25 protein-coding genes and 2 pseudogenes are annotated in these 24,644 nt (G+C 41.5%); 2 read left to right on the top strand and 25 right to left on the bottom strand.

Translation table 11 applies throughout. The features are described 5' to 3' along the window. Position 1 precedes the first annotated feature (1 nt). From HT714_RS05845 to budA, 8 genes are all read right to left on the bottom strand, one after another. The gene (locus tag HT714_RS05845) at positions 2-826 is read right to left on the bottom strand and encodes a GIY-YIG nuclease family protein (RefSeq protein ID WP_173226698.1); all 825 of its coding nucleotides are present in this window, start codon (positions 824-826) and stop codon (positions 2-4) included. A 161-nt stretch (positions 827-987) separates the two neighbouring features. After that, the gene (locus tag HT714_RS05840) at positions 988-2,058 is read right to left on the bottom strand and encodes an ABC transporter substrate-binding protein (protein ID WP_173226700.1); all 1,071 of its coding nucleotides are present in this window, start codon (positions 2,056-2,058) and stop codon (positions 988-990) included. Then, on the bottom strand, positions 2,055-2,828 hold the full coding sequence (locus tag HT714_RS05835) for an ABC transporter permease subunit (protein ID WP_000712740.1): 774 nt from the start codon (positions 2,826-2,828) through the stop codon (positions 2,055-2,057). Before HT714_RS05835 ends, HT714_RS05840 begins: the two co-directional genes overlap by 4 nt. Then, positions 2,825-3,631, bottom strand: a complete 807-nt coding sequence (locus HT714_RS05830; RefSeq protein ID WP_000753803.1) for an ABC transporter permease — start codon at positions 3,629-3,631, stop codon at positions 2,825-2,827. The genes HT714_RS05835 and HT714_RS05830 overlap by 4 nt, the downstream gene beginning before the upstream one ends. Continuing rightward, complete coding sequence (locus HT714_RS05825; protein WP_000742895.1) at positions 3,612-4,769, bottom strand: ABC transporter ATP-binding protein; 1,158 nt, start codon at positions 4,767-4,769, stop codon at positions 3,612-3,614. Before HT714_RS05825 ends, HT714_RS05830 begins: the two co-directional genes overlap by 20 nt. Before the next feature lie 159 nt (positions 4,770-4,928). After that, positions 4,929-5,834 carry a UDP-N-acetylmuramate dehydrogenase gene (gene murB / locus HT714_RS05820; RefSeq protein ID WP_000116175.1) on the bottom strand — a complete coding sequence of 302 codons (906 nt, stop codon included), beginning with the start codon at positions 5,832-5,834 and terminating at the stop codon, positions 4,929-4,931. 112 nt (positions 5,835-5,946) lie between these two features. Continuing rightward, the gene (locus HT714_RS05815) at positions 5,947-6,699 is read right to left on the bottom strand and encodes a YhfC family glutamic-type intramembrane protease (protein WP_000152237.1); all 753 of its coding nucleotides are present in this window, start codon (positions 6,697-6,699) and stop codon (positions 5,947-5,949) included. Between the two features lie 9 nt (positions 6,700-6,708). After that, positions 6,709-7,440, bottom strand: coding sequence for an acetolactate decarboxylase (gene budA, locus HT714_RS05810; RefSeq protein WP_000360298.1), 732 nt, complete (start codon positions 7,438-7,440; stop codon positions 6,709-6,711). A gap of 141 nt (positions 7,441-7,581) precedes the next feature. Between budA and HT714_RS05805 the strand changes: the two genes are divergently transcribed. Further along, positions 7,582-8,853, top strand: a complete 1,272-nt coding sequence (locus HT714_RS05805) for a PLP-dependent aminotransferase family protein (protein WP_173226702.1) — start codon at positions 7,582-7,584, stop codon at positions 8,851-8,853. Between the two features lie 173 nt (positions 8,854-9,026). On the opposite strand, the gene HT714_RS05800 is transcribed toward HT714_RS05805, so the two are convergent. The 12 genes from HT714_RS05800 to HT714_RS05745 form a co-directional block, all read right to left on the bottom strand. Continuing rightward, the gene (locus tag HT714_RS05800; protein WP_000837372.1) at positions 9,027-9,842 is read right to left on the bottom strand and encodes an ABC transporter substrate-binding protein; all 816 of its coding nucleotides are present in this window, start codon (positions 9,840-9,842) and stop codon (positions 9,027-9,029) included. 120 nt (positions 9,843-9,962) lie between these two features. Further along, a complete protein-coding gene (locus tag HT714_RS05795) occupies positions 9,963-10,430 on the bottom strand; it encodes an NUDIX domain-containing protein (RefSeq protein ID WP_049542869.1) in 468 nt (155 codons plus the stop codon). A gap of 92 nt (positions 10,431-10,522) precedes the next feature. Next, positions 10,523-11,176 (bottom strand): phosphate signaling complex protein PhoU, encoded by a 654-nt coding sequence (phoU, locus tag HT714_RS05790; RefSeq protein WP_000946458.1) that lies wholly within the window; start codon positions 11,174-11,176, stop codon positions 10,523-10,525. 11 nt (positions 11,177-11,187) lie between these two features. Then, positions 11,188-11,946, bottom strand: coding sequence for a phosphate ABC transporter ATP-binding protein PstB (gene pstB, locus HT714_RS05785; protein ID WP_000133482.1), 759 nt, complete (start codon positions 11,944-11,946; stop codon positions 11,188-11,190). A gap of 12 nt (positions 11,947-11,958) precedes the next feature. Further along, positions 11,959-12,762, bottom strand: coding sequence for a phosphate ABC transporter ATP-binding protein PstB (gene pstB, locus HT714_RS05780; protein ID WP_000049848.1), 804 nt, complete (start codon positions 12,760-12,762; stop codon positions 11,959-11,961). A 10-nt stretch (positions 12,763-12,772) separates the two neighbouring features. Then, complete coding sequence (pstA, locus tag HT714_RS05775) at positions 12,773-13,657, bottom strand: phosphate ABC transporter permease PstA (RefSeq protein WP_000543046.1); 885 nt, start codon at positions 13,655-13,657, stop codon at positions 12,773-12,775. Next, positions 13,647-14,564 (bottom strand): phosphate ABC transporter permease subunit PstC, encoded by a 918-nt coding sequence (pstC, locus tag HT714_RS05770; RefSeq protein WP_001070903.1) that lies wholly within the window; start codon positions 14,562-14,564, stop codon positions 13,647-13,649. The genes pstA and pstC overlap by 11 nt, the downstream gene beginning before the upstream one ends. After that, the gene (locus HT714_RS05765) at positions 14,564-15,442 is read right to left on the bottom strand and encodes a phosphate ABC transporter substrate-binding protein PstS family protein (protein WP_173226704.1); all 879 of its coding nucleotides are present in this window, start codon (positions 15,440-15,442) and stop codon (positions 14,564-14,566) included. The genes pstC and HT714_RS05765 overlap by 1 nt, the downstream gene beginning before the upstream one ends. A gap of 219 nt (positions 15,443-15,661) precedes the next feature. Beyond that, the gene (locus HT714_RS05760; protein WP_173226706.1) at positions 15,662-16,966 is read right to left on the bottom strand and encodes an RsmF rRNA methyltransferase first C-terminal domain-containing protein; all 1,305 of its coding nucleotides are present in this window, start codon (positions 16,964-16,966) and stop codon (positions 15,662-15,664) included. Beyond that, entirely contained in the window at positions 16,967-17,740 is a 774-nt protein-coding gene (locus HT714_RS05755) for an inositol monophosphatase family protein (protein WP_173226708.1), read from the bottom strand. After that, on the bottom strand, positions 17,730-18,008 hold the full coding sequence (locus tag HT714_RS05750; protein WP_173226710.1) for a UPF0223 family protein: 279 nt from the start codon (positions 18,006-18,008) through the stop codon (positions 17,730-17,732). The genes HT714_RS05755 and HT714_RS05750 overlap by 11 nt, the downstream gene beginning before the upstream one ends. Next, a complete protein-coding gene (locus tag HT714_RS05745) occupies positions 18,008-18,409 on the bottom strand; it encodes a Spx/MgsR family RNA polymerase-binding regulatory protein (RefSeq protein ID WP_000631259.1) in 402 nt (133 codons plus the stop codon). The genes HT714_RS05750 and HT714_RS05745 overlap by 1 nt, the downstream gene beginning before the upstream one ends. Before the next feature lie 157 nt (positions 18,410-18,566). On the opposite strand from HT714_RS05745, the pseudogene HT714_RS05740 reads away from it, so the two are divergent. Then, positions 18,567-19,873, top strand: a pseudogene (locus HT714_RS05740) (ISL3 family transposase). A gap of 103 nt (positions 19,874-19,976) precedes the next feature. Here HT714_RS05740 and HT714_RS05735 read toward each other — a convergent pair. The 5 genes and pseudogenes from HT714_RS05735 to HT714_RS05715 form a co-directional block, all read right to left on the bottom strand. After that, complete coding sequence (locus tag HT714_RS05735; protein WP_000192089.1) at positions 19,977-20,834, bottom strand: bifunctional methylenetetrahydrofolate dehydrogenase/methenyltetrahydrofolate cyclohydrolase; 858 nt, start codon at positions 20,832-20,834, stop codon at positions 19,977-19,979. Positions 20,835-21,011: 177 nt separating this feature from the next. Continuing rightward, a complete protein-coding gene (locus tag HT714_RS05730) occupies positions 21,012-21,746 on the bottom strand; it encodes an amino acid ABC transporter ATP-binding protein (RefSeq protein WP_000140954.1) in 735 nt (244 codons plus the stop codon). Continuing rightward, positions 21,746-22,429 carry an amino acid ABC transporter permease gene (locus tag HT714_RS05725; RefSeq protein WP_001011642.1) on the bottom strand — a complete coding sequence of 228 codons (684 nt, stop codon included), beginning with the start codon at positions 22,427-22,429 and terminating at the stop codon, positions 21,746-21,748. Before HT714_RS05725 ends, HT714_RS05730 begins: the two co-directional genes overlap by 1 nt. A gap of 339 nt (positions 22,430-22,768) precedes the next feature. After that, a pseudogene (locus HT714_RS05720) lies at positions 22,769-23,169 on the bottom strand (helix-turn-helix domain-containing protein); the annotation flags it as partial. A 72-nt stretch (positions 23,170-23,241) separates the two neighbouring features. Continuing rightward, a complete protein-coding gene (locus HT714_RS05715) occupies positions 23,242-24,501 on the bottom strand; it encodes a TRZ/ATZ family protein (RefSeq protein WP_173226712.1) in 1,260 nt (419 codons plus the stop codon). Positions 24,502-24,644 lie beyond the last annotated feature (143 nt).

Genomic DNA, 24,644 nt, shown 5'->3' with positions numbered 1-24,644 from the left:
TCTAATTTGAATTATATCCATGTTCTTTAGATTTTAAAACTTCTTTCCACCAGGATTCACGTTTTAAAACAAATTTATCATCTATTTTTCCATTATAGTTTTCTAATACAGAGTATTGAAAATTATCTTTAACATAATTAAACCCTTGTTTTTCAACTAAAATCTTAAGTTCTTTGTTGCCACCATGTCCATTATCCACATAGGATTGCCAACGTTGTAAAAGCATACCATAATTTGAAGTTGCTGATCCGACATATAATTTACCATTCTGCTTATCAGTAATAAGATAAACAGCCTTTTGATTTTGTAAAGCAGTTATCCAATCTTTTTTTCTCAAACGTAAAATCAATTCTAAGTCTCTATAAGATAAAGAAATATTATCATAACCCGGAAATTCTTCCCCACCAAATGAATCTGATAACAATTGCTCTATAATCAATTCTTCATTACAAGTTGAATATTTTAGAACTGAACCTCTAGATTTTTTTCTATACCTAATAATTAAACGCCCAAAAAGTGCAGAATACTCATTCAATTCAATTCCTTCATAGTTCTGACCCCCAGTTACAAAAAGTTCCTTGGTAACTTCTTTTATTGTAGTCAATAACCATTTATTATTATCTATCTTAATAAAATTTATAACGATATCTCCAACATTAAAATATCGCTTATTTGTTCTCCAAAATAGATTGTAGTTGTTTATTATTTCCTCATCTCTTAAATAGGTCTGAATTGGGTTTTCTCCAGTCCAATTATTAAACTTCACCTTGAATTTCCATTGATTTTGTTCACTTATATTCAAAATATCATTTAACTTTAAATCCATAACAAAACTTTATTCCCCATAATATTTGCTAAATTTTACATTTCTCACATATTATACAAAAATGTATAGTTATGGTCAAACTTTTATCAGGTTACTTTAATTAATAGCTGTCATCAAAAAAACGAACCAGCTTAACTGATTCGTTTTCGTACATTCTACTCCTACTTCCGATACATTTTAAACTGTAGGAAGAGGTCGCTATATTTTCCTGTCCATTTATGGTCAAATTTTTCATAAACTTCTAGGTGTTTCATGGTTTCAGCATCAGGATAGAAGGCCTTGTCTTCTTTTTTCTCCTCTGGGAGTAGTTCCTTGGCTGGTAGGTTTGGTGTTGAATAACCGACATACTCTGCATTTTTAAGAGCATTTTCAGGTTTCAACATAAAGTTGATAAAGGCATAGGCTGCGTCTTGGTTTTTAACTGTTTTGGGAATGACCATATTGTCAAACCAAAGGTTGCTGGCCTCAGTCGGTACCACATAACGTAGATTTTCATTTTTTTCTAGCATTTGGCTAGCTTCCCCAGAGAAGGTCACGCCGATAGCAGCGTTATTCTGAATCATGTAGCCCTTCATTTCGTCCGCCACAATAGCCTTTATATTTGGAGTGAGCTTGTAAAGCTTATCCACTGTCTCTTCCAACTGCTGGGTATCCTTGGAGTTGAGGCTATAGCCAAGGGAATTGAGTCCTAGTCCCAGCACCTCACGCGCCCCATCAAAGAGCATGATAGAGTTCTTATACTCTGGCTTCCAGAGGTCATCCCAATGCTCAGGCACTTCATCGACCATAGTTTCATTGTAGACAATTCCCAGTGTTCCCCAGAAGTAAGGAATAGAGAATTTATTACCTGGATCAAAGGATTGGTTGAGAAACTCTGGTCCGATATTTTCGATTCCTTCAAGTTTTGAATAATCAAGTGGCACCAAGAGGTCTTCGTCCTTCATCTTGTTAATCATGTACTCACTTGGGATGGCAATATCATAAGTCGTTCCACCCTGCTTAATCTTGGTATACATGGCTTCGTTGGAATCAAAGGTCTCATACTGGACTTGGATTCCTGTTTCTTCTGTGAATTGCTCCAAGAGTTCTGGATCGATATAGTCTCCCCAGTTGTAGATAACCAGTTTTTGACTATCTCGGCTATTTATTTTACTATCTAGATGCGTCGCAATTCCCCACAAGATCAAGATAATGGCTGCAATTCCTGCTAAAAATGAATAGAGTTTTTTCATGCTTGCTCCTCCTTTTCACGTGAGATAAAGTAATATCCAACCACTAGGATAATACTAAAGAGAAAGACAAGGGCAGACAGGGCATTGATTTCTAGCGAAATTCCCTTACGGGCACGAGAGTAAATCTCGACTGATAGGGTTGAAAAGCCATTTCCCGTCACAAAGAAGGTCACAGCAAAGTCATCTAGCGAATAGGTGAAGGCCATGAAATAACCTGCAATGATAGACGGAGTCAGGTAAGGAAGCATAATTTCCTTGAACATCTGAAATTGACTGGCACCAAGGTCATAGGCCGCATGAATCATGTCACCGTTCATTTCCTTGAGACGAGGCAAAACCATCAAGACCACGATAGGAATGGAGAAGGCCACGTGACTAGAAAGAACGGTCAAAAAGCCAAGTGAAAACTTGAGTTGGGTAAAGAGAATCAAGAAGCTGGCACCAATCATAACGTCAGGCGCAACCATGAGGATATTATTGAGTGATAGAAAGGCTTCTTGGTATTTCTTACGAGACTGGTAGATGTAAATGGCACCAAAAGTCCCGATAATGGTCGCAATCAAGGCTGACAGGAAGGCCAAGAAAAAGGTCTGAGTTACAATCAACATAAGACGACCATCGCCAAACATGGTTTTAAAATGGCTCAAGCTAAAGCCTGTAAAGCTATTCATGTCATTGCCTGCATTAAAGGCATAGCCAATCAGGTAAAAAATCGGCAGGTAGAGGACAAGAAAGACCAGTCCTAGATAAAGGTTGGCAAATTTTTTCATCGTTCTCTCCTTTCCTTGGTCACCCACATGGTGATGAACATGGTCAGGATGAGAATCACACCGATGGTTGAACCCATACCGTAGTTGTCATTGGTCAGGAAGTTCTGCTCAATGGCTGTTCCCAGCGTGATAACGCGGTTCCCACCAATCAAACGGGTCAGCATGAAGAGACTCAAACTTGGGATAAAGACCGACTGAACTCCACTTCGCACCCCATTCATCGATAGAGGGAAGATGACATGGCGGAAAGTCTCCCACTTGGTAGCACCGAGGTCATAGCTGGCATTGATGAGATTGTTATCCATATCGTCCAAGACATTGAAAATGGGCAAAATCATAAAAGGAAGCTCGATGTAGCTTGCGACAAAGATAAAGGAGAAATCGGTAAAGAGCAACTGTTGCGAACCGATTCCGATAAATTCCAAGAATTGGTTAATAGAGCCATTTTGACCAAAAATCCCGATAAAGGCATAGGCTTTAAGGAGCAAATTGACCCAGGTTGGCAGGATAATCAGCATGAGCCAAAGTTGACGGTGCTTGAGACGGGTCAAAAAGAGGGCTGTTGGATAGCTGATAAGCAAGGTTACAAAGGTCACAATTCCTGCATAAAGCACGGAGTTAAAGCTCATTTTGAGGTAGGTCAAGTTTTGTGACGCAAAGTAAGATTTATAGTTTTCTAAGCTAAACTGGCCTTCGATATTGAAAAAGGATTGACCGAAAATCAAGACCAAGGGTGCCAGGACAAAGAGGGCAATCCAAAGCATGTAGGGCACTACAAAGAGTTTAGAGCTTGTTTTCTTCATCTCTTTCCTCCTCGATTGCATTGATCAGACCTGCTTCTTGCTCTTCGATTTCCACATATTCTTCGATACGGGCATCGAACTCTTCTTCTGTTTCATTGAGACGCATGATGTGGATGTCTTCTGGTTCAAAATCCAGACCGATTTCCTCACCCACTATGGCCTTACGGGTTGAGTGGATCATCCATTCATTTCCAAGTTCGTCATAGGCGATAATTTCATAGTGCACCCCACGGAAGAGCTGGGTATCGACCTTAACTTGGAGCTTGCCTTCTTCAGGAAGGGTAATACGCAAGTCCTCTGGACGAATGACAACCTCGACAGGCTCATTTGGCTTCATCCCACCATCGACCGCTTCAAAGCGTTTGCCGTTAAACTCAACCAAGTAGTCCTCAATCATGGTTCCTGGCAAGATATTTGACTCACCGATAAAGGTGGCAACAAAGTGGTTGATTGGCTCATCGTAGATGTCCACAGGTGTTCCAGACTGGACAATCTCGCCATCATTCATAACGAAAATCCAGTCACTCATGGCCAGCGCTTCTTCCTGATCGTGAGTGACAAAGACAAAGGTAATGCCCAATCGTTGTTGCAATTCACGGAGCTCGTACTGCATGTCTGTTCTTAATTTCAAGTCCAGCGCTGACAAGGGCTCGTCCAACAAAACCACACGAGGTTGGTTGATGATGGCACGGGCAATAGCCACACGCTGACGTTGTCCTCCAGAAAGTTTACGAATGGAACGTTTTTCGTAACCTTCCAACTGAACCATCTTGAGAACTTCCGCTACGCGTTTCTCGATTTCTTTCTTGTCAATTTTACGCAAGCGAAGTGGAAAGGCAACATTTTCAAACACATTCATATGTGGAAACAAGGCATAGGATTGGAAGACCGTATGGACGTCTCGCTTGTTGGTTGGGATGTCATTGATACGGACACCATCCAGCAAAATATCTCCTGTCGTCGCATCCAGTAAACCTGCAATGATGTTAAGGATAGTTGATTTCCCTGAACCAGACGCGCCTAGAAGAGTATAGAACTTCCCTTCTTCCAACTCAAAGTTGATGTCTTTGAGAACCTTGGTGTTGCTGTCTTCAAAAACTTTTGAGACGTTTTTGAATTCAATAATTGGTTTTTTCAATTGTCATTTATTCCTTCTTTTTCATAGATTAACAGATCAGGGCTCTGTCAGGCCGTCACTACCTCGTGTAGGAGATTAAACTGCCTACATTCTTCTGCACTAACGATAGGCTTTCACCCCCTTTCCATGACATAGCAGCAGCTTTTCAACTACAGCTTCCTACTTGCTTTCACCTAAAATACGGACTTCTCTTTCAAGCGTGATACCTGAGTGTTCCTTGACTTTTTCGATAACAGACTCAATCAAGTCCTCGTAGTCTTTGGCCGTTCCATCTGCGACATTGATCATAAATCCTGCGTGCTTTTCAGACACTTCTACGCCACCGATACGATAGCCTTTCAAACCAGCTTCTGAAATTAACTGACCTGCAAAATGCCCAACAGGACGCTTAAATACCGAACCACAAGATGGGTATTCCAAAGGTTGCTTGAGTTCACGTAGGTGCGTCAAGCGGTCCATTTCCTGCTTGATAACCTGATGGGTTCCTGGGGCTAGGGCAAATTTAGCTGACAAGACAACTGCACCAGACTCCTGAATGGCTGAATGGCGGTAACCAAAAGCCAAATCTTTGGCAGACAGGGTCTCGATTTCTCCATCCTTGGTCAAGACCTTACAAGACTGCAAGATGTGTGCAATCTCTCCTCCGTATGCACCCGCATTCATAAAGACAGCACCGCCGACGCTTCCAGGAATGCCACAAGCAAACTCGAAACCCGTCAAACTATGACGAAGGGCAATGCGAGTTGTTTCAATCAAGTTAGCACCAGCTTCTGCTTCAATGGTATAGCCATCAACGGAAACGTTATTGAGCTTGTCACACAAGATGACAAATCCACGAATCCCACCATCACGAACGATGATGTTGCTGGCATTTCCAAGAACCATCCAAGGAATATTTTCTTGATTGGCAAATTTAACAACACGCGCCAACTCAAAACGATTTCGTGGAAAGACCAAATAATCGGCCTCTCCACCTACTTTTGTATAACTATAGCTATGCAAGGGTTCCTTAAAACGGATATCAATTCCTTCTAGGATTTCAAGCATTTTTTCTCTTACAGACATGTCACTCTTCCTTTTACAAAATTCATTCCATTATACCATTTTTAAGACCATTTGACGACCCTAAAAAAATCTTAGGCTTATTTTAAACAAAAAAGAGGTTTCCCCCTTTTTCTTATGATTTTTTGCAAAAGATTGCCTTGGTTCCATAGGCAACCAGAACGAGCTCTAGTGCTAGGACAACTTCCGCCAAGACTGGATTGGTCAGCCAGCCAACTTGGACTAGAGATGGTGCCAGATCAAAGAAGGCATGTAGGCCATAGGCTGCTAGGAGATAAATCCATTTCTTCTGGCGAACAGCTTGGTAAACCCAAACTGTCAAGAGTAATTGAAAACCTAGCGCCAAGATTCGCTCAAAACCAAGCAAATAAATCTGCCAGACCGATAGCGACTGGATAGTCTTCAACATATTTTCAGACAGTAATTGCATAACCTGTGGATCCTGAGTTTGAACTGCTGAGAGAACGATGTAGAGATTAAACAAACTAGCAAGACCCAGGAAAATTAATTCCAAGCCACCATGCCCCAGTCCATAGGCCAAGGCGTCTGCCTTTTCCAAACTTCTCTTTTTCTCCAACCATTTGAAGAAAACAAGACGAGCCGTTTCCTCAAAAAATGCTGCCATGGCTAGGCCATAGATGATATAGACAAGCGGATGGTCTTGCAAGAGGGCAATACTACCGTCTTTTTGAGGATGCAAAACAAAGATATGCACCAGTTTTTCTAAAATCTGTGAAGAGACAAAGAAAGCAACAGCCCCCAAGCCCAAAACAGCTAGATTAATCTGGTATTTCTTTCTGGCATACCAAATGCTCCCTATCAAGAAAGCCAGTAACAGCAACATGGTAATGATAATATGAATGGTCATTTTCTTCTCCTATTCCGCCTTTTCAATATCTTTTTTCATCTCGTCAACATTAAACTTAGCAAACAAGTATTGACGATCTTGGACTGGGAAACGTTGATCCAACTGGTCAACTGCTCCCACCTCGATAATGCCTTCCTTGATGACAAAGTCCATGACATGCCCACCGAAGGTCAAATCATCTGAGATGAAGTGCAGATGGTAACCTGCCACACTAACCCCATGGAAAATCTCAGGCGTCCAGAAACCAACGATGGTTCCCGCCACATTGTCACGACTATATTCCGGTTGATGGGTTGCGACCTCAGCAAACTTGGTATCTGGTGTCGACTTGGGAATCATGCGCACATGCATATGTGAAAATTCACCACGAATCTTAATTGAGCGGAAAAGATTTTCCCCATCATAATAAGACTCGATTCGTTCTTCCAATTCCTTGTCTGTCATCTCAAAGCGCTGGCGGAAAATGACCTCTGCCTGATGTGGTACTACTGCTGCATAAGGAATAAGGGCATCTGGTGATACTTCTACAATTTCTGGCTGGTCTCCTGACCCTTTGGCCTGATAGGCCTTGCCATCTAAGACAATCAATTCTCCATCAATAGAATCCAAGGTTCCCAAACCAAGGTCACCATGTTCTAGCAATTCTCCTACTGTCATAGTACCACCATAAAGGCCAGCCATCAAGGCTCCAAGGGTATTGTATTGAAATAATTTCACTGGTTCCTGCACGTTCTTATCCATTCACTTTCTTGTCTGTTATTCTATAAATCTTACTCCTAAGTATACCACATTTGCCCCTAGATGTGAACGAGAGAAACACCCTAGACATTGCCAAGAAAGAAAAAAAAGGGTACAATGTAACAAAATCAAGGGAGGTTTGGAATGAAGAAACAAAGCAAGTACCAAGAGGTCGTTTCCTATCTAAAAAACGGTATCGAGTCTGGACGTTTTCCGACGGGAAGTCGCCTGCCTTCTATCCGTCAACTGAGCCTTGACTTTCACTGCAGCAAGGACACCATTCAACGCGCCCTGCTGGAATTACGGCACGAACAATACCTCTATGCCAAGCCCCAGAGTGGCTACTATGTATTAGAACAAGGGCAACATCAGGACCTAGAAATCGAGGTTACGGACGAACATGCCAGCGCCTATGACGATTTCCGACTCTGTGTCAATGAAACCTTGATTGGCCGGGAAAACTACCTCTTCAACTACTATGACAACCAAGAAGGATTAGAAGACCTAAGACAGTCCATTCATAAACTCCTCTTTGACCAAGCCCTCTACTGCAAGGCTGACCAACTGGTACTGACTTCTGGAACCCAACAAGCCTTGTTTATCCTTTCTCAAATATCCTTTCCTAGCCAAGCCAAGGAAATCTTGGTAGAACAGCCAACCTACCATCGTATGAATCGCCTCTTGATTGCTCAGGGTCTGAACTATCAAACGATTGAACGAGGCGTTGATGGGATTGACTTGGAAGAGCTGGAAGGCCACTTCAAAACAGGAAAAATTAAGTTTTTCTATACCATTCCTCGTTTTCACTATCCTCTGGGGCATTCCTATTCTGAGCAGGACAAACGGGCTATTCTTGACTTAGCTGCCAAGTATGGTGTTTATATCGTCGAAGACGATTATCTGGGGGATTTGGATTCCAAGAAGGGTCAGACCTTCCACTATCTGGATACAGAGGAGCGGATCATTTACATCAAGTCCTTCTCAACCAGCCTCTTTCCAGCCCTGCGGATTACGTCACTCATTCTTCCAAATGCTATCAAAGAAGCCTTTGTGGCTTACAAAAATATCCTAGATTACGACAGCAACCTCATCATGCAAAAGGCCCTGTCACTCTATATTGACAGTCAATTATTTGAGAAAAATCGTCTAGCTCGATTGTCCAATCAGGAAGACTACCAAAAACAACTCGAGGAAAGATTAGCTAACACTCCTTGCCCCCTTCCTCATTTCCCGCTTCACGATGGTGTATTACTAGACCTGAGACAGTATCCTAAAATTGCCAGTCTCAAACACAGTCAACTGGGCTTGGATTTCTTTGAAGAGGCCTATTTAAGCACCTGTCCTTATCAATTTGCCAAGGTGTCCTTAGATAATCTGGAAAAGGTTTTAAACTATTTAAAAGCAGAATTGGACTGACTTCCAACTCTGCTTTTTTCTTATACTCTTCGAAAATCTCTTCAAACCACGTCAGCGTCGCCTTACCGTAGATATATGTAACTGACTTCGTCAGTCTTATCTACAACCTCAAAGCAGTGCTTTGAGCAACCTGCGGCTAGCTTCCTAGTTTGCTCTTTGATTTTCATTGAGTATTATTCTTCAACTTCTGTTAAGGTTGCCGCTTTTTCAAGATATTTTTGGTAGGTACCGTCATCCTTGAGTTTTTGGATGACCTTGTCCACCACTTCTTTCAAATCAGCACTATTTTTTCTAAGGGCAACGGCATTGGCTTCACCGTCCTTCATCTTCAAGCTGACAGTTGCGACAGCTAGGTCGGCATTTTTAGCAGCATAGCTAAGCGCAACAGGCTCATCCATATGAACAGCATCTACTTTTCCAGCCTGCAATTCATTGACAGCTTCACCCATATTAGTTAGGGAAGTCAATTGCGCTTTTGGCAATTGTTCCTTGACCATTGATTCTGGAACAGTCCCTTTTTGGGCTGCAATATTAGCACTTTCTAGGCTAGTTAAATCCTTGTATTTTTCTACATCAGCCTTACGAACCAAGAAACTAATCTTGTTTTCATAGTAAGGGATTGAAAAATCAAAGACTTCTTTTCTCTCATCAGTAGCACTAATTCCTGCAACTGCTAGGTCAGCCTTACCTGTTTGAAGACTAGTCAAGACATTGTCAAAACTCATGCTTGAGATTTCCAACTTAACCCCAAGTTCATCAGCGATAGCTTGAGCCATATCAATATCCGCACCGACTACCTGGTTTTTTCCGTCAACTAAGGATTGGAATTCAAAAGGTGCATAATCAGGACTAGTCGCCACAACTAATTTCCCCTTTTGCTTAATGGCTTCAACAGCTGACTGAGAACCATTAGAACCTGACTGGCAAGCTACTAAGAAGAAACTTGCAAGAAAACTACATAAAACAAATATCCATTTTTTTGATTTCATAAATAAACAACCTCTCTGTTGATTTTGTATAATTATAACGCTATTCAAGTTACTTGTCAAGTGTTTTTCTTACATTTTCATAAAATATATTTACTAAAAAATAGAAATACAGTGGTTAGTTTATCTATCTATTGGGAACTTATTTTCAAAAAAATCATTTATCATATCTTGATGCTGCTGGTTTACAATTGCAATATTTTGTATGTCACTATGATCAAAAAATCCTAATTCTAAAGTTTCATCACTTGTAAAAAAATTTATAGAGATAGAAGTTTCAGATGAAACTAAATACAAGATTGTAAGAACTTGAGCCTCATCACCATTCGGATAACTGTCTGAATATTTTGTATAAACATTTAAGAGTTTTTCCACCCTCACTTCGACTCCTGTTTCTTCATAAAACTCTCGCACTAAAGCTTCTAAAGCCGATTCTCCTAATTCAAGAGCACCACCTGGTAATCCCCACGTTCCTTTATCTGCTCGTTTTTGTAATAAAATTTTTCCTGATTGACTTAATATTCCACAGGTAAAATTTAAAATAATTTTATCTTTTCCAACTTTTTTTCTGATATTCTGTATGTAGTTCATTATTCACCTCTGACAAAGTAAACCATCTATAACAATGAAAGCTTACTGTATTAAAAAGTAAGCTTTCACAATAATTTTATCATTTGAATACTTTATAGTTCGACAATCTTACCTGTTTCAAAGTAAACAACCCATTCACAGATATTTTTAGCATAGTCTCCAATACGTTCCAAGAAGGCAATCACTTGGAAGTAATCACGACCTGTAACGATGGCATCTGGATTTTTCTTGATTTCTTCTGTAGCCAAGTCACGAATGCTATCAAAGTAATGGTTGATTTTTTCATCCATAGCTGCTACTTCATAGGCCTGGTCAACTGAACCATTGAGATAGAGTTCAAGGGCTGCTTCAACGAAGTTCTTGACATCGCGACCCATTCTCTTAATTTCTTCTTCAACAGCTGGGATGCGTTGCTCCCCCTTCATACGAATTGCTGCTTTAGCAATAGAAACAGCATGGTCCCCCATACGTTCCAAGTCAGATACAGCCTTCAAGACTGTCAAAACAGTACGCAAGTCCTGAGAAACGGGTTGTTGAAGGGCAATCATTTCAAATGATTTCTTCTCCAATTTCACTTCGTATTCGTTTACTTCTGCATCGTCTTCGATGACTTCTTTGGCCAAATCTCGGTCATGAGTAACAAAGGCACGCACTGTACGATTGATTTGGGATAGCACTTCTTGTCCCATTGCGTAGAACTGGTTGTGTAATTTCTCTAAATCTTCTTCAAATTGAGAACGTAACATCATTTATCTCCTTATCCAAATTTTCCTGAAATATAATCTTCTGTTTCCTTGTGTTGTGGGTTGAGGAACATCTTCTTGGTATCGTTAAACTCAATCAAATCTCCATCTAGGAAAAATCCTGTCTTGTCAGAGATACGAGAGGCTTGTTGCATGGAACGCGTAACCAAGAGCATGGTGTATTTATCTTTTAAGCCATACAAGGTTTCCTCAATCTTACCGGCCGAGATAGGGTCCAAGGCTGAAGTCGGTTCATCCAAGAGAATGATTTTAGGACTGGTTGCCAAGACACGGGCAACACAGACACGTTGCTGTTGTCCGCCTGAAAGCCCGATAGCTGAATCATGCAGGCGATCCTTGACCTCATCCCAGATAGAAGCTCGTTGCAAGGCTTTTTCTACCGCTTCATCCAGAATCTGCTTATCCTTCACTCCATTGATACGAAGCCCGTAAACAACATTTTCGTAGATAGACATAGGGAAGGGATTTGGTTGTTGGAAAACCATACCGATTTCCTTCCGCAATTCAACTGTATCTGTACGTGGACTGTAAATGTTGTGGCCGTTGTAAACCACCGAACCAGTTGTAGTCACCTCTGGATTGAGATCCCCCATACGGTTGATAGCCTTAAGAAGAGTTGACTTTCCTGATCCAGATGGACCAATCAAGGCTGTAATTTCCTTAGGTTGGAAAGATAGGGAAACACTATTCAAGGCCTTTTTTTGATTGTAGTAAACGGACAGGTCTGACACCTGTAAAATCGCTTCTGTCATACTGTTTCCTTTCTATCCAAAGTGTCCTGTTACGTAGTCATTGGTTGACTGTAGTTTGGCATTTTGGAAAATATTAGAGGTCTTATCGTACTCAATCAAATCGCCCAAGTAGAAAAATCCTGTGTAGTCACTAGCACGCGCAGCCTGCTGCATACTGTGGGTCACAATGATGATGGTAAAGTCCTTCTTCAATTCCAACATAGTTTCTTCCAACTGGGCTGTCGCAATCGGATCCAAGGCGGACGCTGGTTCGTCCATCAAGAGAATATCTGGTTTAACAGAGATAGCACGAGCGATACAGAGACGTTGCTGCTGACCACCTGATAGGGTCAAGGCTGACTTGTGCAAATCATCTTTGACCTGGTCCCAAAGGGCAGCCTGACGAAGAGAAGTTTCCACAATTTCATCCAAGACTTGCTTGTCCTTAACCCCTGCACGTTCATGAGCAAAAGTGATATTGCGGTAGATAGACTTGGCAAAAGGATTTGGTCGTTGGAAAACCATTCCGATATGCTTACGCATCTCATAAACATTGATTTCTGGACGGTTGACATCAATCCCTTGATAGAGAATTTGACCTGTTACCTTGGCAATATCAATGGTATCATTCATACGGTTGAGACTGCGGAGGTAGGTTGATTTCCCTGAACCAGAAGGGCCAATTAAGGCTGTAATTTTATTTTTTTCAAATTGCATATCGATGCCCTTGATAGATTCATTTTTACCGTAGTAAACATGTAAATCCTTAGTAGAGAGGGCCACTTTCTCTTCAGGAAAGGTGATGATATGCTTTTCATCCCAATTATATTTTGACATGGCTTCTCCTTTAGGCAGCGGTTAATTTCTTATGTAGGTAGCTTCCGAGTTTGCGGGCTCCAAAGTTAAAGATGAGGATAAAGATCAAGAGAACTGCTGCAGAACCTGCTGATACGATAGTTCCATCTGGAATGGTTCCTTCACTATTGACTTTCCAGATATGGACAGCCAAGGTTTCTGCTTGACGGAAGATAGAGATTGGGCTGGTCACACTGAGAATATTCCAGTTAGACCAGTCCAGAGCTGGAGCGGATTGTCCTGCTGTATAGATAAGAGCCGCAGCCTCACCAAAGATACGACCAGAGGCCAAGACAACCCCCGTCACAATACCTGGGAGAGCTTCTGGAATGACCACATGGACAACTGTCTCCCAACGAGAAATCCCAAGGGCCAAGCCGGCCTCACGTTGCGTATGGTGAACGTGTTTCAAGCTGTCCTCAACATTACGAGTCATCTGAGGCAGGTTAAAGACCGTCAAGGCCAAGGCACCTGAAATGATTGAAAATCCATACTCAAACTGAACTACAAAAATCAAGTAACCAAAGAGACCCACAACCACTGATGGCAGTGAAGACAAGATTTCAATACAGGTTCTGACAAAATTGGTCACAGGACCTTTTTTGGCATATTCAGCTAGGAAAATCCCAGCTCCCATAGACAAAGGCACAGAGATAATCAAGGTAATAACCAAAAGGAAGAAGGAATTATAAAGCTGAATTCCAATCCCTCCACCTGCTTGGTAAGATGATGATTTGCCAGTCAAGAAAGACCAAGAGATGTGGGGCAAACCACGAACCAAGATATAAAGAATCAAGGATGCCAAGATGGCAACGATAATTCCTGCAATTGAGTAGAGGACAGCTGTTGCAATTTTATCTAATTTCTTAGCGTGCATAGTTTTTCTTTCCTCTTTCTTTCGTAATCAATTTAATCACACTGTTGAAGGCCAAACTCATCAAAAGCAAGACTAAGGCCAGTGACCAGAGAACGTTATTATCAACTGTACCCATGACGGTATTTCCGATACCCATGGTCAACACAGAGGTCAAGGTCGCAGCAGGTGTTGTCAATGAAGTTGGGACAACGGCTGAGTTTCCAACCACCATCTGAATGGCCAAGGCCTCACCAAAGGCACGCGCCATCCCAAAGACCACTGCTGTGAAAATCCCTGAACGCGCTGCCTTCAAGGTCACGCGCCAGATGGTTTGCCAACGAGTGGCCCCCATAGCCAAACTAGCTTCGCGGTAGTGACGAGGCACCGCACGCAAGCTATCGGTTGTCATAAAGGTTACCGTCGGTAAAATCATGACAAAGAGAACGAAAATCCCTGACAAAATCCCAAAACCAGTTCCACCAAAGACACTGCGGACAAAGGGAACTACGACCTGCAAACCGATAAATCCATACACGACTGAAGGAATCCCGACTAGCAATTCAATAGCTGGTTGCAAGATTCTAGCACCTTTTGGTGATACTTCTGTCATAAAGACTGCCGCACCAATGGCAAAAGGAGTTGCGATAAGGGCTGATAGGATTGTGACAATAAAGGAACCCAAAATCATGGGAAGGGCACCAAATTGTTTCCCTGAAGGATTCCAAGTTTGGCCAAATAGGAAATCAAAGATATTAACCCCATTTACAAAGAAGGTCGACAAACCTTTTTGGGCTACGAATATCAAAATCATAGCCACAATAATGACAATCAAAGACAGACAGGCAAAGGTCAAGCCTTTTCCAAGTTTCTCTAAACGAGAGTTCTTTGAGGGAGAAAGTAATTTTTTAGCTAATTCTTCTTGATTCATTATTGACTCCCTTCTAGTGCTGTCACCGTTCCTACAGCATCTTTTTCAACCTTCATTTCCTTAACAGAAATGTAACCCATCCCCTTAACGATTCCACTTTGCGCTTCATCTGAGAGGACAAAGTTGAGAAATTCTGCCACCAATTCATTTGGTTGACCTAGGGTATACATGTGTTCGTAAGACCACAAAGGCCAGTTATTGCTTGTAACATTTTCTGCAATTGGCTCATAGCCATTCAACTTCATGCGTTTCACCGAGTCATCCACATAGGCAAAGGCTAGGTAAGAAATGGCTCCTGGTGTCTGGGAAACAATGTTTTTGACCATCCCATTTGAATCCTGTTCTTGACTCTGCATGGCAGATTGGCCATCCATGACAACACTATCAAAGGTTGCACGCGAACCAGAACTTGCTGCACGGTTGATAATAGAAATGGCTAGATCTTTTCCACCGACCTCTTTCCAGTTGGTCACTTGACCTGTGAAGATGCTACGGAGTTGTTCAGTTGTCAGATTTTCAACATCAACTTCCTTGTTCACAATCACCGCCAAGCCCGCTACTGCAACCTTGTGGTCCACTAGAGCAGAGGCGTTGATACCGTCTTTTTCCTCGGCAAATACGTCTGAATTTCCTACATCAACGGCTCCAGATTGAACCTGAGACAGACCTGTACCAGATCCTCCACCTTGAACGTTGACTGTTTTCCCAACGTGCATAGAGCCAAATTCATCTGCTGCTGCTTCGACCAAGGGCTGAAGAGCTGTTGAACCAACAGCTGTCATGGATTCTCCACGATCAATCCAGCTAGCACATCCCGCTAAAGAACCTGCCAGAAAAAGAGCTGCAAGGGATAGAGCGAGTTTTTTCCTTTTTTTCACTGTTTTTCTCCTTGAAAATAATGGTGAATGCTGTGAATTTTTTCAACTATTTATTTATATTTTTCTTTTTAAAATTGGGAGTCAACTGAAGTTCTTAGCTTGATTTTACTTGAAATTTACTCAGTTATCTTCTCCACCAATTTTGACTTAAAATGAAAGACAATTTGAAAAAATCCATACTTCAACTATAACATAGACAAGCTACTTTGACTAGCATTTTCACTTGAATCTGAGGCCTTTTGGAAAATAATTTTTCAAAACATTTCCAGTCACCTTAGCAAAGCCCAAGCCATTGCCTTGAACCAAAACTTGGTACCAACCATTTGGCATACTTTCCGCCAGCTGAACGGTTTCTCCAGCCACATACTTTACAAATGCTTCTTGGTCAATTTCAACCGACTGCTTGACCTGACTCGGTTTCAAGGCTAGACCAAGAGCAAAACTAGGCTCAAAGCGTTTTTTCTTAAAGGTACCCAGATGCAGGCCATTGCGAGCAATCTTGAGTTTCCCTAAATCTGGTAAAAGTTCTGGTAAGAGATAGAGTTGGTCACCAAAAGTCTGCAAGATCCCCCTTAGATTGATTTTCAAGTGTTTTTGGGCAAATTCCTGCCACAAGGCAACTTGTTCTCGGCTGAGGTTACTCTTACTTGCCTTAAATTTAGGAGCTGGATTGTTACCCTTAAACTGTAGATGGGCGACAAACTGACCCTCTCCCTTAAACTGATGAGGATACATACGAGCCGTCTCTGGCAGGTCAATACCAGCGACCATTCCATTGATATGCTCTACTGGCAACAAGTCAAAATCATACTCTTTCAGTAGCCAATTGACAATCTCTTCGTTTTCCTCGGGTGCCCAGGTGCATGTTGAATAAACAAATCGACCGCCTTCAGCTAGCATGGTCACCGCATCCGATAGAATCTCTCTTTGCAAGCTAGCACATTGACTCGGATAATCTAAGCTCCAATAGTCCATAGCATCTGGTTGCTTACGAAACATCCCTTCCCCAGAGCAAGGGGCATCAAGGACAATCAGATCAAAATAGCCCTTAAAAACCTTTGCCAAGCGGTCGGCAGATTCATTGGTCACCACGATATTGGTCGCTCCAAAGCGCTCCATATTTTCTACTAAAATCTTAGCCCGTTTGCTTGAAATTTCATTGGAAACAAGTAGCCCTTCCCCTGCTAGATAGGCTGCTAGTTGAGTTGATTTGCCACCCGGTGCAGCAGCCAAATCCAAGACTTTCATGCCAGGACTGGGCTGGGCTACCTGAGCAACCATCTGAGCAGCAGGTTCTTGCGAATAAATCAAACCAGTAGCATGCTCAGGCGATTTCCCTGATACCTTCCCATAATGTCCCCAAGGAGTTTGAGGAATGGCATCAGGAAAGGAAACTGGCGCTTCTTTTAAAGGATTAACCCGAAAGGCCGAAACCGCTTCCTCCTCAAAAGAGGCAAGAAAATCTCTTGCCTCATCTCCTAGTATCTCTTCATATTTTTCAACAAATCCTTCTGGAAATTGCATTTAAGTTCTTTTCCTTTCGTAAATATAGGACTGAATTTCCTCCTGCATCTCAAGAGGTAGCATCATGACCGGTTGTCTGGTTTGAAAATCAGGAGCTTCACCAAAAAGGGTTACAACCCGATAGCCCAGACTTTCCCCTAAAATACTAGCCGCAGCATAATCCCATGGTTGCAGATAGGTGACATAGGTCAACAAACGCCCTGACAAAATCTTGGCAAAACTGATGGCCGCACTCCCATAGACACGAACACCAAGTGCTGCTCGACCCAAATCAGCCAAGCCCCATTCATTGGTTTCCAACATACCACTATTTCCTGCAATGAGAAAATCTCCAAGTGGTTTGGCTTTAAAGGGAGCTAGGGGCCTATCATTTAGACAAACTGGAAATTCCCCACCACCGTGGTAACAATCCCCTTTGATCACATCATAAATCAGTCCAAACTGTCCCTGACCATTTTCAAAATAAGCCATCATAACAGCAAAATCTTCCTGCTGGGCGACAAAATTATTGGTCCCATCAATGGGATCAATGATCCAAACCTTGCCCTCTTGAACTGAAGCTCGCAAACAGCCCTCTTCAGCACAAATCTTATCCTCAGGATAACGAGACAAAATCTCACCAACCAATAGCTCCTGAACTTCCTTGTCCAGTCTGGTCACCAAATCTGTTGGAGAGGACTTGATCTCAACACACAAATCTTCCTGCATATGGTCAAGAATGTACTGACCCACTTTCTTAATTAGCTCTTTAGCAAATTCAAATTTACTTTCCAAGAGAAATCTTTCCTTCCCCTTTTTCCTTAGCCGCCTGAACTGCTCGGTAAAGCGAATAGCCACTGACTGTTTCCAATTCTCGTCCCAAACGTTTTTCTTCACTCTTGCTTGGCACAACCGCCTTGAACCCCTTATAAGAGTCCAATAACTTTTTAGCCTCTACCTTGCCTTCATAGGCAGCTTCAACATCATTAAAAAAAGAAAGCACTGAAGCAAGTTCTTCAGTGCTCCACGACAAATCTAGTGGGTAACTATACTGTTTGTTCATTAACTAATACCAGCTCTCATTCTTGCTTCTTTTAGTTCTTGCTTACGGTAACTACGAGGGAGAAAAGCACGAATCTCATCTTCATTAAAACCGATTTGCATGCGCTTGGCATCAATAATAATGGGACGACGCAAAAGACTAGGGTACTGCTCAATCAAATGAAGCAATTCCGATACCGAGATACTCTCTACATCAATATTCAATTTTTGAAAAATTTTTGAACGAGTTGAAATGATGTCATCAGTACCATTTTCGGTCAAGGAAAGGATGTGTTGCAATTCTTTTCTTGTTAAAGGACTGGTCATAATATTGTGTTCCACAAAGGGAACCTTATGTTTTTCTAACCAGGCCTTCGCCTTACGACATGATGTACAGCTCGGTGATAAAAATAGTGTAATCATGCTTTTCTCTTCTTATCTATACTTTACTACTTCTATTATACAAAAAAATAAAGCGCTTGACTAGGGATTTTTAGAAAAAAGCCTATTTTTGTGTAGAAAAAAAGTCCCATAAGATCTATAATGAAAAGCGACAAAACAACTCATTAGAAAGAATCATATGGAACAATTACATTTTATCACAAAATTACTAGACATTAAAGACCCTAATATCCAGATTTTAGACATCATCAATAAGGATACACACATGGAAATCATCGCCAAACTGGACTATAAAGCTCCATCTTGTCCTGAGTGCGGAAGTCAAATGAAGAAATATGACTTTCAAAAACCTTCTAAAATTCCTTATCTTGAAACGATTGGTATGCCTACTAGAATTCTCCTTAGAAAACGCCGTTTTAGGTGCTATCATTGCTTGAAAATGATGGTTGCTGAGACTCCTCTAGTAAAGAAAAATCATCAAATCCCTCGTATCATCAACCAAAAAATTGCTCAGAAGCTGATTGAAAAGACTTCTTGGACCGATATTGCCCATCAGTTGTCTATTTCAACTTCAACTGTCATTCGCAAGCTTAATGACTTTCACTTTAAGCATGATTTTTCTCGTCTGCCTGAGATTATGTCTTGGGATGAGTACTCCTTTACCAAGGGAAAGATGAGTTTCATTGCGCAAGATTTTGACAATATCAATATCATCACTGTTCTTGAGGGACGAACACAAGCTATTATTCGAAGTCGCTTTCTTCGCTACGATAGAGCCGTTCGTTGTCAGGTGAAAATCATTACTATGGATATGTTTAGCCCTTACTATGACTTAGCTAAACAACTTCGCTTTCGAATTTCTATGCTCAGGCTGAAACAGTCTCCCAAACTGTTTCACTCCCAAACGCTAAAATCGTGTTGGATTTCTTTCACATTGTACAACATATAAGCCGTGCTATGAGTCGTTTGCGTGTCCAAATCATGAATCAGTTTGAACGAAAATCTCATGAATACAAGGCCATCAAACGCTACTGGAAACTCATCCAACAGGATAGTCGTAAACTCAGCGATAAACGTTTTTATCGCCCTACTTTTCGCATGCACTTGACGAATAAAGAGATTTTAGACAAGCTTTTTAGCTATTCAGAGGACTTGAAACACCACTATCATCTCTACCAGCTCCTGCTTTTTCACTTTCAGAACAAGGAGGCAGACAAATTTTTCGGACTCATTGAGGACAATCTTAAGCTGGTTCATCCTCTTTTTCAGACTGTTTTTAAAACCTTTATCAAGGACAAAGAGAAAATTGTCAACGCTCTTCAACTACCCTATTCTAACGCAAAATTGGAAGCCACTAATAATCTCATCAAGCTTATCAAGCGCAATGCCTTTGGTTTTCGGAACTTTGAAAACTTCAAAAAAAGGATTTTTATCGCTCTGAACATTAAAAAAGAAAGGACGAAATTTGTCCTTTCTAGATCTTAGCTTTTCATCAACCCACTACAGTTGACAAAGAGCCAATTTAATACTCATTTCTGCCATTTCAGATATAGCTATAGAAAATACACTCTCTTCAGCGATTTTTCTCTTATTTTCTATCCAATGTCCGAAGTGCTGCTTGATAAGTTTGCTCCATCAGCATAGTAATGGTCATAGGACCGACACCTCCAGGGACTGGCGTAATATGGCTAGCAAGTGGGGCAACTGCCTCATAATCAACATCCCCACAGAGCTTACCATTTTCATCGCGATTCATCCCAACGTCAATGACTACCGCACCTGGTTTGACAAAGTCAGCAGTCACAAATTTAGCACGACCGATTGCGACCACCAGAATATCTGCTTTAGCAGCCACCTTGGCAAGATTATGGGTGCGTGAGTGAGTCAAGGTCACTGTTGCATTCTTGGCCAAAAGAAGCTGAGCCATGGGTTTTCCAACGATATTGGAACGACCGATGACGACCGCATTTTTACCTTCCAAGTCAATCCCATATTCATGAAACATCTCCATAATTCCTGCAGGTGTCGAAGGAATCATGACTGGATGACCAGACCAAAGGCGTCCCATATTTAGGGGATGGAAACCATCCACATCCTTTTCTGGGTCAATAGCCAATAGAACCGCCTCTTCATCAATGTGTTTTGGTAATGGCAACTGAACCAAAATCCCATGCCAAGCTGGATCCTGATTGTATTTAGCAATCAGGTCTAACAATTCCTCTTGAGTAATGGTCTCTGGAACTCGCACTACTTCGCTACGGAAACCAGCCGCAAGAGCTGACCTCTCCTTGTTGCGAACGTAAACTTGGCTGGCTGGATTGTCCCCAACCAAAATCACTACCAAACCAGGCACTAGACCTGTTTCTTCCTTTAATTTTGCAGTCTTTTCAGCCAACTGCCCCTGCAATTTGGCCGCTAAAGCTTTCCCATCAATAATCTGTGTCATATCACTTCTCTTTTCTTTCAAATATCTTCCATTATACCAAAAACTGTTGGTCCCCTCTAACACTTCTTTCCTAGGCTATCCTATAGTTTCAAACTATAAGAAAAAGCTCTGGTTGAGCTTTTCATTAATCTATATTTTATATGTAAAGTTGACTACAAATAGCTAAACAAAGCTAACTTATAAAACCTTACTCAAGAAATCTTTAGTCCGTTGTTCTTGGGTTTGTTCAAAAATCTGCTCAGGTGTCCCATCTTCAACAACCACACCGTCTGCCATAAAGATAACACGATCTGCCACCTCACGGGCAAATCCCATTTCATGTGTTACGATAACCATGGTCATTCCTGACTTGGCAAGGTCTTGCATAACAGCTAGAACTTCTCCAACCATCTCAGGGTCCAAGGCTGAAGTTGGCTCATCAAAGAGCAAAACATCTGGTTCCATGGCCAACCCACGCGCGATGGCAATCCGTTGTTGCTGGCCACCTGACAAACTCTGTGGATAAGCGTCTGCCTTATCTGGTAAACCAACTTTTTCCAAAAGTTCCTGAGCTCTCTTCTCAGCAACAGCCTTGCTCTCACCTTTGGTCTTGATAGGTGACAAGGTGATATTTTCCATCACAGTCATATTAGGAAAGAGATTGAATTGTTGGAAAACCATGCCCATCTTCTCACGCATGGCAAACAGGTCATTCTTTTTGTCCGTAATATCGACTCCCTCAAAGATAACCTTCCCTTTAGTTGCTTCTTCCAACAAATTCATAGAGCGAAGCAAGGTAGATTTCCCGCTCCCCGAAGGACCGATGATAACGACAACTTCTCCTCTTTTAATCTCGAGGTTGATGCCCTTTAATACTTCATTCTTTCCAAATGATTTATGTAAATTTTCAATTTTTATCAAGGTTTCTGTCATTATTTCTTATCTCCTTGTCCCATACGTTTTTCAAAAGCTTTCAAGGCTACTGTCAAAATAGAGGTCATAATCAAGTAATAAAAGGCTGCAAATAAAAGTGGGGTTAAAGGTAGATAGGTTGTTGTAGAGACTGTTGTAGCCCCGTTCCACAACTCCATAACACCGATAGCTGATAAGAGGGAGCTGTCCTTGATAATGGTGATAAATTCGTTCCCCAATGCTGGCAAGATATTTTTGATGGCTTGTGGCAAAATCACATAGCGCATCGCATTTTTAGGACGAATCCCTAGCGAATAAGCCGCCTCTAGCTGACCTTTTGGAACTGCATTGATTCCAGCACGAACAGTCTCAGAAACATAAGCACCACTATTCATAGAGATAATCAAAATCCCTGGAATCAGACGAGAAAGATCAACACCCAAAATTCCAACCTGAATAGTCGGGGCATTGATATGCATAAGAGCAAAGGCAATCATAATCTGAACCATCATCGGTGTCCCACGGAAAATCCAAACGTACAAATTGGCCAGCCAAACAAGCGGTTTAAACTTTGAACGTTGCCCAAAAGCCAAGACAACACCCAAAATAGTTCCCAAAAAGACAACACAGATAGAAATGAGAACCGTCACAACAGCCCCATAGTTAAAATAAGGTAAATACTTAGGTAAAAAAGAAAAATTCATAGTCACACTGCTTTCTAAAATAGAGTACTGTATGATTATAACATGCATTGAATTAAAATTCAAATCTTTTATCCAATTTATTTAAAAATCTTTAAACCGTAACTTCTCAAAGTAACTTCCATTTCTCTCTCAACACTGGAAGTTAGTCTAAGACGACTCTGTTTTAGGGCTATTTGTCGTGCACTTTTTTCTGAGTCTTTTCTCTTTTGAATCCTTATATACCAAGAAAAAGAAAACAAGTAGAAGTTAGTCTAAGACGGTTTTCCACTAATGTCACGCATTTTTCTCATACTAAAAGCTAGATTGTGGGAAACTGGAAGTTAGTTTTAGAATTTACCGATCCTGCTTGGTTAACCCCAATTTTCCATGATAAATCCAGTAGTAGATGGTAGAAACGCCCACGTTAACCTCCTTAGCCTTGACCATCATTTCAGGAGAAAACTTTTGATTATGATAGTGGAGAATCTTTTCCTTTAGTTCCTTGGTTAAGCTTAATTTCTTGATCGAGCGCTTGCGATTGCTTTCATAAGATTGTTGAGCATAGTCGGCAGAATAAACCTTTTTGAAGCGCCCTTTTCCAAGACATTGTAGGACTGTCTCACGCTTGATTTCAGTGTGGATAGTTTGAGGAGATTTTCCAAGCAGAGAGGCAATTTCTCTATTTGATTTTCCTTCTTTTTCCATCTTTCGATTAAGCGACGTCTATCGATTGTCAAATGAAATCGAAGACTAGCTATCAGCTAGTTGAACCATATAATTTTTAGGAGAGATGGGTGGCTAACTTCATTATAGAACTTTCAGTGATTTTTCTTTTAAAGTTCTACTGTTAGGACTTGACCTTGCTTAACTACTGGTTCTCCGGCAATATAGACATCATCTACATCACTGGACTTGACAGCATAGACTAGGTGAGAGAGCATATTTTCTTGGGGTTGAAGATGGATTTTCCCTTGTGGTTGGATGACCAGAAAATCTGCCTGCTTGCCGACTTCTAGGCTTCCTATCTGATTTTCCATTCCAAGGACCTTGGCCCCTTCGATTGTCAGTGCCTTGAGGGCTACTTCTATAGGAAATTGGCTAGCATCCCCACTCTTCATCTTCTGAAGAAGGGCTGCTGTCCGTCCTTCCTCAAACATGTCTAAATTATTATTAGAAGCAACCGAGTCAGTCGCAATACCGACTGCTACTCCTGCTTTTTGCAGTTGGATGATGGGAGCAATCCCTGAGGCCAATTTGAGGTTACTGATAGGATTGTGGGCGATAGATACTTGAGACATTGCCAAACGTTCAATTTCTTTCTCGTTTAATTCGACCCCATGAGCAAAGACAGACGGATGATCTAAGTAACCCAGTTCTTCTAGAAAGACGAGAGGGCGTTTGCCGTAGCGTTTCAGGAGAATGCCTGACTCCTCCTTGGTTTCCGCCACATGGATATGGATAGGAATATCCAGCTCTTTTGCCATATCTAAGCTCTCTTCCAGCAAGTCTCTACTACAGCTGTAGGGAGAATGCGGGGCTACCATTACCTTGAAATTTGGATTTTCATATCCTAAGATTTCCTCGATGATAGCTCGTATTCTGCTTATAGTCTCATCAGTTGTTTCTGTATCTGAAGAAAAGAGGGTCGGTGAGAAATAACAACGCATCTTGGAAGCCTCGACTGCCTGATAAATCTGCTCAATCTCCACTCCATTGGGATTATACATATCGTTAAAGGTTGTTGTTCCTGACTGGAGCATTTCTGTCAGCGCTTCTTTGACCGCCTTGGTAGTCATATCTGGAGTAAACTCAGCTTCTGCAGGCCAGATATAGTCATTGAGCCATTCATGGAGATTGCTGTCATCTCGAATTCCTCGCAAGCCTGTCATAGCAGAATGAGTGTGGCAATTGACCAAACCAGGCATGATCCAGGCTCCCTGATAGTCTATAATCTGCTCGGCCTGATCTAAAATCTCTGGTTTCTCTTGACCGACATAGACGATTTGAGAATCCTTAACTGCTAAGATTCCATCCAAATAAACATGGAAATTTTGGTCACAAGTCACGATGTTTACATGCTGAAAGACTTTCATTATAGGCTCCTTTTCTAAAAGACAATTTATACTCTTCTAAAATCTCTTCAAACCACATCAGCTTCACCTTGGAGTAGATATGAGCTGACTTCGTCAGTCTTATCTACAACATCAAATCAGTGCTTTTAGCAACCTGCGGCTAG

This window comes from Streptococcus sp. 3705, from assembly GCF_013277145.1.
Taxonomy (GTDB): Bacteria; Bacillota; Bacilli; order Lactobacillales; family Streptococcaceae; genus Streptococcus.
The sequence above is the reverse complement of the archived record's forward strand: the minus strand, read 5'-3'. Positions and strand labels throughout refer to the sequence as shown.